This window comes from Sphingobium herbicidovorans, assembly GCF_002080435.1.
GTDB lineage: Bacteria > Pseudomonadota > Alphaproteobacteria > Sphingomonadales > Sphingomonadaceae > Sphingobium > Sphingobium herbicidovorans.
In genome coordinates this window covers 143,675-160,706 of record NZ_CP020540.1, presented here as the reverse complement: position 1 = coordinate 160,706, position 17,032 = coordinate 143,675, and the positions used below count along the sequence as shown (strand labels likewise).

Below are 17,032 nucleotides of genomic sequence, written 5' to 3'. Positions count from 1 at the left end.
TCGACTTTCAGACTGTTCTTTGATCGCCCGGTTCTGCTTGGAAAGGCAAGAAATGTATAACTCTCCCGTAATCGTAGATATCGCTCGATCCCCGATGGGCCGCGGCAAGCCAGGCGGAATATTGTCGAGCGTCCACCCGGCCGACCTGTTGCGACAGGTGCTGGTCGCGCTGGTCGAGCGCAACCGCCTTGATCCCGGTTCGGTCGATGACCTCATCATGGGTTGCGTCAGCCAGGCGGGCGAGCAAGCGTTGCCAGTGGGTCGTACGGCGTGGCTCGGCGCCGGCTACCCCACTCACGTGCCGTGCACGATGGTCGAGCGTCGGTGCGGTTCAAGCCAGCAGGCCGTGCACTTCGCCGCGCAGGGCATCGCGGCGGGGGCTTACGACATCGTCCTGGCGGGCGGAATCGAATCTATGAGCCGCGTGCCAATGGGCTCGGCCCGAATGGGTGCCGATCCGCATGGAAAAGCCTATGAAGAACGTTTTCCAGGCAGCGTGGGACAAGGCGTGTCGGCGGAACTGATCGCCGCGAAATGGGGCATCACGCGCGAGGAGATGGATGAGTATTCGGCGCGGTCCCACCAGCTCGCCGAAGCGACTCGTCTAGCCGGCGGTCTCGCGAATGAGATCGTGCCGATCGAGACGGCCGAGGGTGTCGTCTCAGTGGACGAGACGATTCGCGCGACCACGACAGCCGAAAGCCTTGGTCAATTGAAGACATCGTTCAACAACGATGCGCTCAAGGAGCGTTTCCCGCAGATCAACTGGAGCATCACGGCCGGCAACAGTTCGCAGATCACGGATGGCGCGTCGGCCGCGCTGCTGATGTCGGAAAATACGGCAAACCGCTTGGGTCTTCAGCCCAAGGCCCGGTTCGTCGCATTCGACGTGATCGGTGATGATCCGCTGCTGATGCTGACCGCGCCGATCCCGGCAACGGAGCGGGTGCTGAAAAAGGCTGGTATGACGATCGATGCCATCGATCATATCGAAGTGAACGAGGCCTTTGCGCCCGTTCCGCTGGCATGGCAGCGTGAATTCAAATCGGATCCTGCGCGCCTGAACCCGCGCGGCGGTGCGATTGCCCTCGGTCATCCGCTGGGTGCATCCGGAACCCGGCTGATGGGATCGATGCTCAATGGCTTGATCGAAACGGGGGGGCGCTATGGCCTCCAGACAATGTGCGAGGCCGGCGGCCTCGCGAATGCGACGATCATCGAACGTCTTTGAACGGGTGGAAGAAGATGGATATCAAGAAAAACGTAGCAGTGGTTACCGGTGGCGCATCGGGTCTGGGTCGCGCGACCGTGGAGCGCCTGGTGGCCGCGGGCGCCAAGGTCGTGATCGCCGACCTTGCCCCGAATGGACAGGAAGTCGCCGAGCAGATCGGCGCTGATGCGCGCTTCGTCAAAGCCGATGTGACGGACACGGATCAGATGAATGCCGTCTTCGACGCAGCGCAGGAACTCGGGTCGCTTCGCGCGGTCGTGCATTGCGCCGGTCGTGGTGCAGCGCTTCGAGTCATCGACAAGGAAGGCAATCCGGGTTCGCTCGAAACCTATGAATCGGTGATCCGGCTCAACCTGATCGGCAGTTTCAACGTGCTCCGCCTGGCCGCCGCCCGGATGGCGAGCAACGAACTGGTCGATGAGGAGCGCGGGGTGGTGATCCTGACCGCTTCGGTCGCGGCGTTCGAAGGTCAGATCGGCCAGATCCCCTATGCTTCTGCAAAGGCAGGCATCGTGGGCATGACGCTGGTCGCCGCGCGTGACCTTGCCGGGCGGGCCATTCGCGTGTGCACAATCGCGCCGGGAATTTTCGATACGCCGATCCTTGCAAAGGTGCGCGAAGATGTTCGCGCCGGCCTCGCCAAGTCGGTGCCGCACCCGTCGCGCCTGGGTCACCCAACCGAATTCGGCATGCTGGCGGCCCATATCATCGAAAACCCGATGATGAACGGTGAGACGATCCGCCTCGACGGTGCGATTCGGATGGCGCCGCGGTGAGCGAACTTGGCGTTTCCGAACTGTCCAAGGGCATCCTCACGCTGACCTCAACATGTCGGAGGCGCGTAATCCCATATCGGGGTGTCCGGCGGTCGACGCCCTGTGCGACCTGATCGAGCAAACTGATCGCGACCTGGACTGCCGCGTTGTGATCCTGACCGGTGCCGGCACCGCCTTTTCCACGGGCGGGGACATCAATTCGATGCGCCCCGGCCATGGATTGGGCGAGGCCCAGCCCGCGCGCACGCGACAGAACTACCGGCAGGGAATTCAGCGGCTTCCATTGCTGTTCGAGATCATCGAGGTGCCGGTCATCGCGGCCGTCAATGGCGCCGCGGTCGGTGCGGGCTGCGACCTGGCGTGCATGTGCGACGTGCGGATCGCGTCGGAGCAGGCTAAATTCGCCGAAAGTTTCGTGAAGCTCGTCCTCGTCCTCGTGCCGGGCGATGGCGGCGCGTGGCTGCTGCCGCGAGTCGTCGGCTGGTCAAAGGCGAGTGAAATGGCGTTGACCGGCGACTTGCTCGACGCGACGCAGGCCCTGGCTTGCGGGCTGGTTTCGAAGGTCGTCCCCGCCGACAAGCTGATCGAGGAGTCGCGTGCACTCGCACAGCGCATCGCCGCCAGTCCGTCACATGCCGTGCGCATGACGAAGCAGCTCATTCGAGAAAGCCGGCTCTCCAGCCTGTCGGTGATCCTGGAGGCTTCCGCGGCGGCGCAGTCACTCTGTCATACGACGGCGGACCATGACGAGGCGGTCAACGCCTTTCTGGAAAAGCGACAGCCGGTGTTCGCCGGGAACTGAACGACCTGCGTCGGGCAGCGGGGGTCGGACCTCCGTCTCGCTGTCTCCGGCTTTGCGCGCCCGCGCGCTGTGTCGTCGTGATGCGCAGCGGCGAATTCGACCCGCCAAGTAGGCAGGGTCGAGATTTCCCCCATGCGGACCCGCGTCGGCAATCGGGCGGCTTTCACTCCGACGACATACGGCTTGCACCCTTGGGAACCTCTGCGACCCGCGCCCTGTAGAGGAGGAAATCACAGGCGATGTCCGCCGGAGGATGGCAACCACCTTGACGCTTACGATCCACAATTTTCCACCAACGGTGATCCCCGCCCATGCGGAAGGACTGCGGGCTGAGGTGAAGGCTTTCATCACTCACCAGCTCGAAGGCGTCCCACCCCAAACGCGGGCGAAGACCTGGACCGGTTTTGACGCAGCGTTCAGCAAGGCGTTCGCCGATCGCGGCTGGATCGGCTTGACCCTGCCGAAGGAATATGGCGGCGCGGGGCTGGATGCCTTCAGCCGCTTCGTCGTCGTGGAGGAACTGCTGGCAGCCGGCGCGCCGGTTGCCGCGCATTGGATCGGCGACCGACAGAGCGCGCCGCTGATCCTCCACTACGGCACCGATGCGCAGCGCGCGTTTTTCCTGCCTCAAATCTGCCGCGGGGAGCTGTTCTTCTGCATCGGAATGAGCGAACCCAATTCAGGCTCCGACCTCGCTAGCGTGCGCACGCGGGCGGACCGGGTGGAGGGCGGTTGGAAGATCAACGGACAGAAGATTTGGACGACCTATGCGCACCAGTCTCACTACATGATCGCGCTAGTACGCACGTCGGGTACGTCGGAAGATCGGCAGAAAGGGCTGTCGCAGTTTCTGATTGACCTGTCGCTGCCGGGCGTGACGATCAATCCAATCACGATGGGCACCGGAGACTCGGACTTCAGCGAGGTGTTTTTCGATGACGTGATGCTTGGCGAGGATGCGCTGGTGGGCATCGAAGGCAATGGATGGCAACAGGTGAATGCCGAGCTGGCGTTCGAACGCAGCGGACCCGAGCGGATCTATTCAAGCCTCGTTTTGCTCGATCTTTGGGCCAACATGCTCGGTGACGATCCAGACCCGGCCGATGCGGCGCGGCTGGGAAAGTTTGTAGCCAGACTGGCGCCGCTGCGGGAAATGTCGGTGGCGATCACCGGATTGCTTGCTCAGGGGCAATCGCCGCTGAATGAGGCGGCGCTGTTCAAGGACCTGGGCACCGAGGTCGAGCAGCAGATACCGGCCGAGATTGCCGACGCAATCGCGGCGCGTCCTGACAAGGTGGCGGACCCCGATCTGCTGCGGACGCTCGCTTTTCTGATGCAGCTCAACCATGTCTTTTCACTGCGCGGCGGCACGCGCGAGATCCTGCGCGGCATGATTGCCAGGGGGCTCGGTCTGCGATGAACGACGACAATGAATTCCTGGTCGATAGCTTCCGGCGGCAATTGGCGGACGTGGTCACGAGCGAAAACGTGCGGTCCATCGAGGCGGGTGATCCCGGTGCGGCGTTGTGGCAGGAGCTCAAGGAAACCGGCTATCTCGATGCGACGGTGCCGGAGGACGCCGGCGGGGCAGGCCTCTCCCTGGCGCAACTCTTTCCGCTGATTTCTGCGGCGGGCGAATATGCCCTGCCGCTACCTTTTGCCGAAACGATGGTGGCGCGCGGCCTAGCGGCATCGCACGGCCTGACTATGCCGGACTATGCGATCGTCGTGCTTGCCGGGGCCGGCCATGTGGTGCCCGGCGCGCGCTTCGCCACGCACGCGCTGGTGGAGCAAAACGGCGCGCTCGCCTTTGCTGCCATGGCAGAAACCGAGTCCGACCTGTTCGGCACAGGCGCGGTAGCCGCCCTGAAATTGGGGTCCGGGGTGAGCGGCGACGGTACCGGCGCGGACACGGTGCAATTGGCCGCAGCCGCCGTTGCCAGCGCGCAGATGGCCGGCGCCATGGCGCGCGTTCTCGACATGACGATCAGTTTTGCCGGCGAGCGCCAGCAGTTCGGCCGTCCGCTCGGGAAGTTCCAGGCGATCCAGCAGCAACTCGCGGTTTTGGCGGAGCAGGTGATCTCCTCCCAAGTCGCGGCACGTGGCGCCTTTGCCGGCGCTCGGTTCGACCGGGCGCGGGTCGCCGCAGCCAAATGCCGTACGAGCGAGGCGGTGACGATCGTCTGCAACATCGCGCATGCAGTTCATGGCGCGATCGGCGTGACGGCGGAGTTCGATCTCCAGCTTTATACCCGGCGCCTGAAGCAGTGGCAGCTGGCCTTCGGCTCGGAAAGCTATTGGGCAAGGAAGCTCGGGCGTCTGCGCGTTGCAGCCGCAACGCCGACCACCGCTGACTTCCTGCGCCAGAACCTCGCCTGGATCAACCAGGTCGCGGAGGGCGCGTGATAAAGGCAGGGAACACAGCCGAGGCAGGGTGGGGGAGATAACAACGTGACGTTCAAGACTCGCATTACCGACATGCTGGCCATCCGACGTCCGATCGTCCAGGGTGGGATGATGAATGTCGGCTATGCCGAACTCGCGAGTGCGGTCTCGAACGCTGGCGGCCTTGGGCTGATCACGGCATTGACGCAACCCTCGCCCAATGCATTGCGTGACGAGATCGAGCGCTGCCGATCCATGACCGATCAGCCGTTCGGCGTGAACCTGACGGTGATGCCGGCGATCAATCCGCCGGATTACCCGGCCTATGCCCGCGCGATCATCGAAGGCGGTGTCAAGGTCGTTGAAACCGCGGGGACGGCTCAGGTGCGTGAAATCTGGGAGATGCTGAAGCCCCATGGCATCACGATTCTGCATAAATGCACCGCGGTGCGCCACGCGCTGTCCGCCGAGCGAGCCGGTTGCGACATCATCTCCATTGACGGCTTCGAATGCGCGGGGCACCCGGGTGAAGACGACATCCCGGCACTGATCCTGATCCCCGCCGCTGCCGACAAGGTGAAGATCCCGCTATTGGCCTCGGGCGGCTTCGGCGATGGGCGCGGGCTGGTGGCGGCGCTGGCCCTCGGCGCGGAGGGCATCAATATGGGCACGCGCTTTTGCGCCACGCGCGAAGCACCGATCCATGACAATGTGAAGCAAGCCTATCTCGACAACGACGAGCGCGGCAGCTTCCTGATCTTCCGCCAGTTCCACAATACTGCCCGCGTCGGGCGGAGCGCCGTCTCGGAGGAGGTTCAACGGCGCTTGGCGAAGCCGGATGCGGTGTTCGAGGACGTGCGCGAACTGGTTGCGGGCGCGGCAGGGCGCGAACTGCTGCAGACGGGCGATCTTAGCAAGGGCGTGTTCTGGGCAGGTATGGTTCAGGGTCTCATCCACGACATTCCGACCTGTCAGGAATTGATCGACCGCATCATGACGGAAGCAGATGAGATCATCCGCGGACGACTTGCGTCTGCGATCGGCTGACGACATCACGCAAGAAGATAGTCGTTTGACGGATCGAAGGCAGCACCGCGATGGTGCAGCGGCAAGTGCTCGATCTTCACATGCAGTGTCAATTGGCTGGGGCAGATGCTGAAGCAAGGGCTTAAACTGTACGCGTGCTACGCATTGAGATAACGGGAATTATTCATATCGCTGGAGACTGTCGCCAGCAGCATAGGCGGTCAATGTGTTGGTGGCAAGCTGACGATCACTCATCCGGACTGAACCCGCACTTGTCCCTAAGACCGCGTGATTGTCGGGATAGTGCACGCTGCATACGAGAATTTGCAGACCCACAGATTTTCGCAATGGTGCTTTTCGCAAAGAAAGCTTGGAAGCGCATATGGTTGGCGTATCGATCAAGACTCCGTCCGGCACCGGAGGTGAGAAGAAGTTTGCTCCCAAGGGCAACGTGAAGTTCCTGTCCGGAATTGATGCCCTGTTGGAGGGGATGGTCGCCGCCAGAAAGCTGGATGGCGAGGGCTATGCCGCGTTCGTCACGGGATATCGCGGATCGCCACTAGGCACGTTCGACTCGATGCTGTTCAAGGACGCCAGGCGCCTCGCTTCGCTGGCGATCACGTTCAAGCCTGGTCTGAACGAAGATCTCGCGGCGACCGCCTGTTGGGGGACGCAGCAGACCGACCTGATGGATGGCCCGCGCTATGAAGGCGTGACGGCGTTCTGGTATGGTAAAGGACCTGGCGTCGACCGCTCGGGCGACGCGCTAAAACATGGCAACATGGCGGGTGTGCATCCCAAGGGCGGGGTCGTCCTGTTCGTAGGCGACGATCACGGCGCGAAATCATCGACCGTCGCGCACCAGTCAGATCAGGTGCTGGCCGCCGCCTGCATCCCAGTGTTGTATCCTGCCAATCTGCAAGAATATCGCGATATCGTTCCAGTGGCAGTCGCCATGTCGCGTTTCTCGGGTGTCTGGGTCGCGATCAAATGCGTGACCGAGACGATCGAAGCCAATGCCCTGATCAATGTCGAGAACGAGATCGCAGCGACAGTATCCCCCCAGGTCGATGTCCCGCCGGGTGGCTATCACATTGGGCAAGGCCATGTTCCGGTGGCGCAGGAGCGGACGCTCTATGCGTATCGATTGCCGGCGGCGAAGCGGTTCGCGGAAGTAAACGGTCTCTATCGAGTTGAGCGAGATTCCGATCGCCGTACGCTTGGCATCATCGCGCCCGGCAAGTCCTATGTCGACACGATCGAGGCCCTGCGCCTGCTCGGCATCGACGAGCCTGCGGCGGCCCGGCTCGGCATTCGTGTGCTGCGCCCGCTCCTGGCCTGGCCGATCAGCGAAACGCCGATCACCGACTTCGCCGCCGGGCATGACGAAGTCATGGTGGTTGAGGAGAAGCGGTCGCAGATCGAAGAGCAGATCGGCGGATTCATCCTGCGCATGCCTGATGACGCGCGGCCGGTGCTGTCCGGCAAGCTCGATCCCAGCGGCGCGCCGCTATTGTCCGACCATGGCGAGCTCGATCCGCTTCAGATCGCCCGGGCGGTGGGTTCACGCCTGATCGCATGCGGTCTGGCTGACGAAGCCAGCGAAAAGTGCTGGCTGGAACTGGACGGCAACGCGATCGGTGCCCCGGTTGGCGCCCCACCGCGCATGCCGGCCTTCTGTTCGGGATGCCCGCATAATCGTTCGACCAAGCTGCCCGACGGCAGCATGGCGTTCGGCGGCATCGGCTGCCACGGAATGGCGCTGTTCGTGCCTGAATTGCGCACGCCCACCTCAACCCAGATGGGCGGCGAGGGCACGAACTGGATCGGCCTGGCTGACTATGTTGCGACGCCGCATATCTTTCAGAATATGGGCGAAGGCACCTATACGCACAGCGGCGCGCTGGCGATCCGCGCGGCAGTCGCCGCGAACGCGCGCATCACGTACAAGATCCTGCACAACGGCGCGACCGCGATGACCGGCGGCCAGGCTGTGGAAGGTGAATTCAGCGCCGGGCAGATCGCAGGCCAGCTGATCGCCGAGGGCGTGCGGCAGGTCGTCCTGGTCAATACGGATGGCGTTCGCCCCGCCGACGCTCCAGCCGCCGTGACCGTGCGCCCACGAACCGACCTGGATGCAGTGCAGCGCGAGTTGCGCCAAGTTGAGGGCGTCACGGCGCTGATCTTCGAACAAGGCTGCGCAACGGAGAAGCGGCGTCTGCGCAAACGTGGCCTGGCGCCCGATCCCGACATGCGGACTTACATCAATCCGGACGTCTGCGAAGGCTGCGGCGATTGCAGCCGCAAGTCGAATTGCGTCAGCATTCTGCCGCTGGAGACGGAGCAGGGGCGGAAGCGCGCGCTCGATCAGGAAAGCTGCAACAAAGATTACAGCTGCATCGAAGGCTTCTGCCCGTCATTCCTCTCGATCACCGGTGGCAAGCCGCGCGGCACGAGCATCAGTGCGGATCTGGTCGATCAAATGGGCGCCTCGATCGTCGAGCCGAAACGTCCGCTGGTCAGCGGCGCCTTCAATATTGTCTTCGCCGGCATCGGTGGATCGGGCGTCATCACGCTCGGGCGCAGCGTGGCGCTGGCCGCGCGCGCGGAGGAAAAGCGCATCAGCGCGTTCGACGTGACGGGACTCGCGCAGAAAAACGGGCCGGTCTACAGCCACGTCCGATTGTTCGACGCCCATGACGATGCCGATTATCAGGCCCGTATTCCCAGCGGACAGCTGGACCTGCTTATCGGTTGCGACATCATCGCCACGGCCAGCCAGCAGGTGACACCGCTGGTTTCCACCAGCCGGACCCGCGCCTTCATCAGCGAGGAGCTGGTTCCCACGGCCAGTTTCCAGACCAACCCCGATCAGAGCCTGGCACTGTCGCCTTATGCCGAACATCTGACCCGTGTTCTGCCGCGCGAGCGTCTCGAGTTCGTCAAGCCGGGCCCGATGCTGCGGACGCTGGTCGGAACGGGTGCGCATCACAACATCCTCGTGCTCGGCTATGCAACGCAGCGAGGAGCCGTGCCGGTATCGACCAGCGCGATCGAAGAGGCGCTGGGTGCCGGCACGAAGGCAGGCTTGAAAAACCTGTTCGCGTTTCGCGCGGGTCGCCTCCTCGCCCAAGATCCGGCTCTACTGGAGCGGCTGCTCGACAAGCATAGCGAAGCACCGGTCGTGCCGCTCGAAAAGTTGCCGCTCGACGCGCTGCTGGCACGGTGCCGCGCCTTGCTGGCCTCGTTTCAGAACGAAGCGTATGCCGATCGATACTCGGCGTTCGTGGCAAAGGTGCGTGACGCCGACCCGCAAGAGCGGTTTACCCATGCGGTAGCGCATGGACTGTTCCGCCTGATGCGCTACAAGGATGAATATGAGGTGGCCCGGCTGTTGACCGATCCGCAGCGCATGGCCGAGGTGCGCAGCCAGTTCTCCGGCGATCTCAAGATCTCCTACAATCTTGCCCCACCGTTGCTGGCCCGCCGCAGGGCGTCGGACGGGGAGCCGATCAAGATGAAGTTCGGCCCTTGGCTGGGCAAGGTCCTGCCTGTGCTGGCCAAGTTCAAATTCCTACGTGGAACCCCGTTCGACCCGTTCGGGATGTTCGCTGATCGTCGGCTGGAGCGGCAACTAATCCGTGACTACATCCATCGGACCGAGGCGTTGCTCGACCGATTGGGCATTGCGGATTACGCGACTGCTGTCGCGATCGCCAAACTGCCGCTTCTCGTACGGGGCTACGGTCCGGTCAAGGAGCGTAGCGTCGTGGCGATGGAGGCCGAGTACGACCGCTTGATTGCCAAGATCGGGGGTTGAAACGCAGTGCCGCTGTCCGTTTCTACCAAACCCAGCCGTCTTGCAGCACGCGGCGGCGGCGACCGTAAGCAGCCTGTCGGAACTTGCGCGATCAGCGAACCTGGCATGCGCAAAGGAACAAGGCCGGCAAGCCGGCGCCCTTAACAGGAACGATCAACGAGTTCGTCGCCACGCGGACTTATAGGAGATGACGTCATGAGCAGGTTTACGGGACGCATGGGGCAGGCCGGTGTGATGCCGATTGACCCCTGGACGCCCAATTACGAACAGGCACCTGGTGTTGCCGGTGGCCAGGAGAAGCAGCCCTACATCGATTTCGGCACGGATCGCTTGAGCGATAACGAAAAATATTACTCCTCCGACGTTCTCGCCAAGGAATGGGACAAGCTGCTGTCGAAGGCGTGGATCGTATGTGGCCACATTAACGACATCCCCGAAGAACATTGCTACATGAAGGTGGATTACGGTCGGGAGTCGATCCTGATCATCCGCGGCGAGGGCGATGATATCCGCGCATTCTACAATGTGTGCCAGCATCGCGGCACGCGGATCGTCAAGGACGACTTCGGCAAGGCGCGCAGCTTCACCTGCCCGTATCATGCTTGGTCGTTCACGAACGACGGCAAGCTAGCGCACCTACCCGGTCGTGAGACCTTCCGCGAGGAAGTGCTCTGCCGCAATCTCGACCTTGAGCCCGTCCGCGTCGACCAGTGGAAGGGGTGGATCTTTTTTAGCCTCGATCCGAATGTCGGGCCGCTTGACGACTACCTGGGTGAGCGGTTCCGCGCGTCGGTTGGCGCATACGACTTCCGCAATTTCGTCCGCGTCTATGACGTGCGTCAGACCTGGACCACGAATTGGAAGGCCTCGATCGAAGCCTTTATCGAGGGCTACCATGTGTCGTCGGTGCATTCGGCGACACTGACCCCGGTGATGGACGATTACTATACCCAGCATGACATGTACGAAAATGGTCATGGCCGGACGATCTTCCCGTTCATGGAGCCCGCGCAATCCTATTTGCGCAGCGTCGACGGCAAGGTCGAGGGCATCAACGAGGAGATGAAGCTGTTCCTCAAGGCGGCAGGCGTTCCCGAAGACGATTATCCCACCAAATGGCAGGACGTGAAGGCTGCCGTCATCAAGGGCAAGCGCGAGAATCAGGCCAAGCTCGGATTTGACTTTTCCGGCTTCTCCGACGACCAGTTGGTGGACGACTGGAACATGTCGATGTTCCCACTCGCCACCTTCAACGCCCATCCCGAAGGCGTGCTCTTCCAGCGCTGGTGGCCGGATGAGGAGGATCCCCGCAAGACCCATTATTCGCTCCAGATCTACGCGATGAGGGGCGAATGCGTGATCCCCAGCTACATGCCGATCCACCCGGATGCCGACCGCGAAGGCAAGAAGGTGCTGCAGCCGATGTATCTGGAAGGGATGGGCAGCGAAGCGCTGGGCCCCGTCGTCATGGAGGACGTCGCCTTTGTGCCGCAGTTCCAGAAGGGCATCGAATCCCGCGGCTTTCGCGGCGCCAATTATGGCGAGCAGGAGGTCCGCAATCGCCAGTTCTACCATGAATATTACCGATACATGAACGGTGCTCGGAACGCCTGATTTGGCGCTGCCCATAATTGACTGAGGACGACTGCGTGAAACTGACCCCCCTGTGCACGATGACTGCCTATGTCGACAACGTGACCACGACCGGCCGTATGGCGATTGGAAACCGCCAGCTTTATGTCGTTCGCGACGGGGTGGTCGAGGGCGAGCGGATCAAGGGCAAGGTCCAAGCCGGAGGCGGCGACAATCTGTTGGTCGACCCCTCCGGTATGGGTCATGTCGATGCACGCGTGGTTTGGGAAACCGATGACGGCGTGATAATCTATGTCCAGTATTTCGGTCGCGTGATGATGAACGAGAAGGTGGGTGCCGCCTTTAAGGCAGGTGCCGGTACCGAGTTCGGTGACTGCCACTTCGTTACGCAGCCACGCTTCGAGTGCGGCGATCCGCGCTATGCCTGGCTCAATGAAACCGTCGCTATCGCCGAAGGCCGGGTCGCCGAGGGTCGGGCGATTCAGTACAAGATGTATGCCTGCGACGTAGGGGAGTAATCGTGGATCTGAGGCTGACCCCTGAGCAGGAAGACCTGAAGAAGCGTGCTTATGCCGCCGGCCTGGAATTTCGCGAGGCCGCGTTCAAATGGGACGAGGAGGACGCCGTCGATTATCGGGCGGTATCAGACCGATTCGGCGAGTTGGGTTTTTTCGGCCTCACCGCGCCAAAGGAATGGGGCGGCCAGGGCGGCGATTGCATGTCGTATCTGCTGGCCGTGTCCGAGGCAATCCGGGCGTCGGGCAGTTGGATAGTGGGCGAGCCCATGTTCTGCACCACCGGCCCCGGCCCATCGATGATCATGCTGTCCGAGAGCCAAGCGCTCAAGGATCAATATCTGCGCGACGTCCTGACGGGCAAGCTGGGCTGCGCCATCGCGCTGACCGAGCCTGCGCATGGATCGGACCTCACCTATCTGGAAACCACGGCTGTCCGCGACGGCGACAGCTGGGTCGTAAACGGTTCGAAAAGCTACGTTACCGGTGCGATTTACAACGAGCTGTATGCGACGTTCGTACGGTTTGACGGGATTCCGGGACCGCGCGGGATCGGCGCTGTGCTGATCCCCGCCGACTCGCCCGGCTTTACGATGTCGCGCGGTCCGGTATTCCTGGGCACCCGCTCGATCCCGCACGGCGATATCGAACTGAAGGATTGCCGCATTCCGCTTGAGAACCTCATCATCGGCCCTGGGCATTTCGCGCGTCTGATGACCGCGTTCAACATGGAAAGACTGCATAACTGTGCAGTCAGCCTGGGCGGCATGCTGTGCGCTTATGATGAGGCGAGCGAGCATGTGCAGCAGCGCGAGCAGTTCGGCCGCCCGGTGATCGAGTTTCAACACGTCTACCATACGTTGGCCGATGTTGCAGTCACGATCGAGGCGCATCGCCTGCTGTCATACAAAGCGGCAGCGAATGCCATCGACGGGAAATATCCCGAACTGCAGGACGTTTCGATCGCAAAGCTGTTTGGCGGCACGAGAATCCCCGAAGTTGCGATGAAATGTGCCGAGTTGATGGGCGGCAAGGGCGTGACGTCGGTTACCCGTACGCAGCGTATTGTCCGCGACGCGGTCACCAACGTGGTTGCCGGCGGTGCGCCTGCGGTACTGCGCAATTCCATTGCCGCGGCACTCTTTCCGGGCCGGAAGTTCCCGCAAACTCGCGGCTGATATGGCAAGCGCCTTTCTTCCTGCGATTGAGGCGCTGCTGGGCACCGGGGGCGTCTTGACCGGCGATGACGTGCGCATGCGTTCGTCCGACCCCTTCCGTCAGGTGCCGATCGAGGCGGACGTGATCGTGCGCCCTCGCACGACGCAGGAGGTCGCGGGCGTCCTAAGGATCGCTGCCGAACATGGCGCAACGGTCGTGACTCATGGCGGACGCACTGGCGTTTCTGGCGGAGCCCACAGCGTGGCTGGCGAGATCATCCTGTCATTGGAGCGGATGAACCAGATCGAGAGCATCGATCCGGTCGGCCAGATCATCGTCGCGCAGGCTGGCGTCACCCTGGGGGCGCTGCAGCAGGCGGCGGAGGAGGCGGGGCTTTACTACCCCGTGGACCTCGGCGCGCGCGGCACGGCGACGGTCGGCGGCACCATCTCGACCAATGCGGGCGGCAACCGTACGCTGCGCTGGGGCATGACTCGCGATCGCGTGCTGGGCCTAGAGGCGGTGCTTGCCGATGGGACGATCGTCTCATCGATGAACCGGCTGGTAAAGAACAACACCGGCTATGACCTCAAGCATCTTTTCGTGGGTGCGGAGGGCACGCTGGGCATCGTGACGCGCGCGATATTCCGGAGTGTGGCCAAGCCCACGTCGCACGACGTCGCGCTGGTGGCGGTACCTGACAACGACGCCATGCTTGCCCTGTTCACCAGGTTGCAGCGTCTGCCGAGCTTGAGCGCGTTCGAGATCATGTATCCCGATCTGTACCGGATCGTGACCGAACCTGAGGTGCAGCCAAGGCCGCTGCCGCTGGGCGCGCATGTCTATGTACTGGTCGAATCGATGGGATATCACGCGGCAAGCGACCGCGATCAGTTCGAAGCGGTGCTGGTCGAGCTGTTGGAGAGCGGCGTAGCGACTGACGCCGTGGTTGCCCAATCGGACGCGCAGCGCGCGGCCCTGTGGAGAGTGCGGGAAAGCGTCGAAGTCGCGGTTCACGCGATCGCGCCGCTGGTGATGTTCGACGTCAGCCTGGGCGTATCCGATATCGACAGATATGTCGGTGACGTGCGCGCCAAGCTGGACGAGCAATTTCCCGGCGCCAAGCTGATCGTGCAGGGCCATGTTGGCGACAACAACATTCACCTGGGCATATCGGTCGGGGCTGATACGGCGGCGCAGGCGCATGCGATCGATGCGATCGTCTATCGCGGCCTCATTCCCTATGAGGGGTCGATGTCCGCTGAACATGGCATCGGCACGGAAAAGAATGCCTGGCTGCACGTCAGCCGCAACGGGGCCGAAATCGCACTGATGCGCGTGATCAAGAATGCGCTGGATCCTGACAACCGCCTGAATCCACGTGTCCTCTTCTAGACTCGACAAGGCGACAGCCATGAATTTCGAATTGAACGACGAGCAGGTTGGACTGGCCGCGACCCTGTCGCGCTTTGCCGCTGACCGCTATGATGCGTCTGCGCGTGAGGGCTATTCCAGGATGCCCGGCGGTTATGATCCCGCGATATGGCGGGAGCTGGCAGGCCTGGGGCTAGTGATGCTGACCGTTCCAGAAGATCAGGATGGTCTTGGCGCCGGGATGGTCGACCTCATGGCGGCGATGCAGGCCTTGGGGCCTGGGCTCTTGCTTGATCCCTGGTTGCCGACGGTAATCGCGGTCAATCTGCTGGGGTCATTGGGGTCGGACGACCAGAAGGCGCATTGGCTGCCTTCGCTGATGACCGGTGAGAAAGTCATCGGCATTGCATTTACCGAAGCCGGGTTGGACCACCCCCTGGAGGCTATCAGGACGCGAGTGCAGGCCGGTGCGCTGACCGGGCGCAAGGTGGCGGCGCTGGGGCAGGATGTGGCGGCTTGGCTGGTACTGGCGCAGGCAGAAGGCGAGCCGGAGCTGTATCTGGCCGAGCCGGCCGCACAGGGGCTCTTCAGCCGCACGCTGCGCCTGGCGGACGGCTCGGCGGCAAGTGAGCTGATCCTTGAGGATTGCCCCGCTGAATGGGTAGGCGGCGGCCGGGCGGCGATCGAGACGGCGCTCGCCCAGGCTTATCTCGCCTTGTGTGCCGAAGCGGTAGGCATCATGGACGAGGCCATTCGCCAGACCATCGACTATCTCAAAGTGCGCAAGCAGTTCGGGGTCCCGCTGGCGACCTTCCAGGTGATTCAGCACCGGATGGCGGATTGCGCCGCCGAATTCGAGCTGGCCAAGAGCCTTACCCTGCGCGCCGCATTGCTTGCGGACGATCCCGCGCAGCCGCACATGGCAAAGTGCGCCGCAGCATTCGGCGCGAAAGCCTTAGTATCGCGGATTGCGCGGCGGGTGGCGGAGGAGGTGGTCCAGTTCCATGGCGCGATCGGCATAACCGAGGAATTGTGGGTCGGTCGGGCGATGAAACGGCTGCTGGTGGTCGGCGGGCTGTTCGGCGACGAGCGCGCGCATACGGCTTACGCGGAACTTTTCGCAACCTTAATTGGCGAACCGGTCGAGTTCAGCCTGGATGATGATGACCGCATGTTTCGTAACGAGGTCAGGGCATTCTTGGCGGAGAAGCTGCCCGAAGGCTTGCGCGCGCGTGCGCGTCACACGCCTGGCGCCTTTCCTGGCAAGGACGATTGGTTGGAATGGCAAGCGATCCTTAACGCACGGGGCTGGTTGCCTTACAACTGGCCGAAAGAGATCGGCGGACCGGGTTGGAGCGCGACCCAGCGCTACATATTCGAACGCGAATGCGCCATGGCGCGGACGCCGGCGCTTGCCGCGCAAGGCTTGCGCATGTTGGCCCCGGTGCTCGCCAAGTTCGGGACCGAAGCCCAGAAAATGCACTTTCTGCCGCGCATCCTGTCTGGCGAGACGCTGTGGTGCCAGGGCTATTCCGAGCCGGAGGCGGGGTCTGACCTTGCTTCGCTGAAAACCCGCGCGGTTCGCGACGGTGACGAGTATGTGGTCGACGGGACCAAGATCTGGACCACCTTCGGGCATTTCGCCGACTGGATTTTCTGCCTGGTTCGGACCAACCCCGACGTCAAGCCACAGGCAGGCATCAGCTTTCTTCTGATCGATATGCAGACGCCGGGTGTGTCGGTCGAACCGATCCGGCTGATTTCGGGCGATCACGAGCTCAATCAGGTCTTTTTCGACAATGTACGCGTCCCTGTCGCCAATCTCGTGGGAGAAGAGAATCACGGCTGGACGATCGCCAAGTTCCTGTTGGAACATGAACGCGGCGGCTCAGCGCAAGCGCCGGGCCTGCTGGCGAAGCTGAAGGACCTGCGCGAGGCAATTGCGACGCTACGCGGACGGCGAGGGTTTAGCCTGTCACAGGATCCGGATTTCTGTCATCGCCTGGCTATGCTGGAGGCCGAGACATTGGCGATGGAAATGCTGGAGTTACGGCTCCTTTCTCAGATTGCGGCCGGCAGTGCGCCAGGACCACAAACTGCGATCGTTGGACTACTAATGGCGAACATCACCCAGGCGATCGACGTGCTCGCTCTGGAAGCCTATGGCTCTCAGGCACTGGAACTCGAGCGTGACGAGCGACCATTGGCGCGCGATACACAAATGCCAATGCCAGCCTATCTCAACAATCGTGCCTGGTCGATCATGGCCGGGTCCAGCGAGGTGATGCGGACCATCATCGCAAAGACAGTGTTGGGCATCTGAACGCGAGCAGGGCCCGCCGATATTACAGA

General features: G+C 62.5%; 12 protein-coding genes. All 12 read left to right on the top strand.

The window, feature by feature from the left end:
• Window positions 1-52: 52 nt before the first annotated feature.
• Window positions 53-1,231, top strand: a complete 1,179-nt coding sequence (locus B6S01_RS19855; protein ID WP_037463684.1) for a thiolase family protein — start codon at window positions 53-55, stop codon at window positions 1,229-1,231.
• 14 nt (window positions 1,232-1,245) lie between these two features.
• On the top strand, window positions 1,246-2,007 hold the full coding sequence (locus tag B6S01_RS19850) for an SDR family NAD(P)-dependent oxidoreductase (protein WP_037463686.1): 762 nt from the start codon (window positions 1,246-1,248) through the stop codon (window positions 2,005-2,007).
• Window positions 2,008-2,059: 52 nt separating this feature from the next.
• Complete coding sequence (locus tag B6S01_RS19845; protein WP_156103326.1) at window positions 2,060-2,809, top strand: crotonase/enoyl-CoA hydratase family protein; 750 nt, start codon at window positions 2,060-2,062, stop codon at window positions 2,807-2,809.
• Window positions 2,810-3,062: 253 nt separating this feature from the next.
• A complete protein-coding gene (locus B6S01_RS19840; RefSeq protein ID WP_051908111.1) occupies window positions 3,063-4,229 on the top strand; it encodes an acyl-CoA dehydrogenase family protein in 1,167 nt (388 codons plus the stop codon).
• On the top strand, window positions 4,226-5,215 hold the full coding sequence (locus B6S01_RS19835; RefSeq protein WP_037463688.1) for an acyl-CoA dehydrogenase: 990 nt from the start codon (window positions 4,226-4,228) through the stop codon (window positions 5,213-5,215). The genes B6S01_RS19840 and B6S01_RS19835 overlap by 4 nt, the downstream gene beginning before the upstream one ends.
• 45 nt (window positions 5,216-5,260) lie before the next feature.
• Window positions 5,261-6,241, top strand: coding sequence for an NAD(P)H-dependent flavin oxidoreductase (locus B6S01_RS19830; protein WP_037463691.1), 981 nt, complete (start codon window positions 5,261-5,263; stop codon window positions 6,239-6,241).
• Window positions 6,242-6,602: 361 nt separating this feature from the next.
• Window positions 6,603-10,040, top strand: a complete 3,438-nt coding sequence (locus B6S01_RS19825; RefSeq protein ID WP_081570627.1) for an indolepyruvate ferredoxin oxidoreductase family protein — start codon at window positions 6,603-6,605, stop codon at window positions 10,038-10,040.
• 195 nt (window positions 10,041-10,235) lie between these two features.
• Window positions 10,236-11,654, top strand: coding sequence for an aromatic ring-hydroxylating oxygenase subunit alpha (locus B6S01_RS19820; RefSeq protein ID WP_081570604.1), 1,419 nt, complete (start codon window positions 10,236-10,238; stop codon window positions 11,652-11,654).
• Between the two features lie 35 nt (window positions 11,655-11,689).
• Entirely contained in the window at window positions 11,690-12,151 is a 462-nt protein-coding gene (locus tag B6S01_RS19815) for a DUF3237 domain-containing protein (protein ID WP_037463696.1), read from the top strand.
• Window positions 12,152-12,153: 2 nt separating this feature from the next.
• A complete protein-coding gene (locus tag B6S01_RS19810) occupies window positions 12,154-13,326 on the top strand; it encodes an acyl-CoA dehydrogenase family protein (protein ID WP_037463699.1) in 1,173 nt (390 codons plus the stop codon).
• Between the two features lies 1 nt (window position 13,327).
• Window positions 13,328-14,701, top strand: a complete 1,374-nt coding sequence (locus B6S01_RS19805; protein ID WP_037463702.1) for an FAD-binding oxidoreductase — start codon at window positions 13,328-13,330, stop codon at window positions 14,699-14,701.
• A gap of 19 nt (window positions 14,702-14,720) precedes the next feature.
• Window positions 14,721-17,003 (top strand): acyl-CoA dehydrogenase, encoded by a 2,283-nt coding sequence (locus B6S01_RS22050; protein ID WP_081570602.1) that lies wholly within the window; start codon window positions 14,721-14,723, stop codon window positions 17,001-17,003.
• Window positions 17,004-17,032 lie beyond the last annotated feature (29 nt).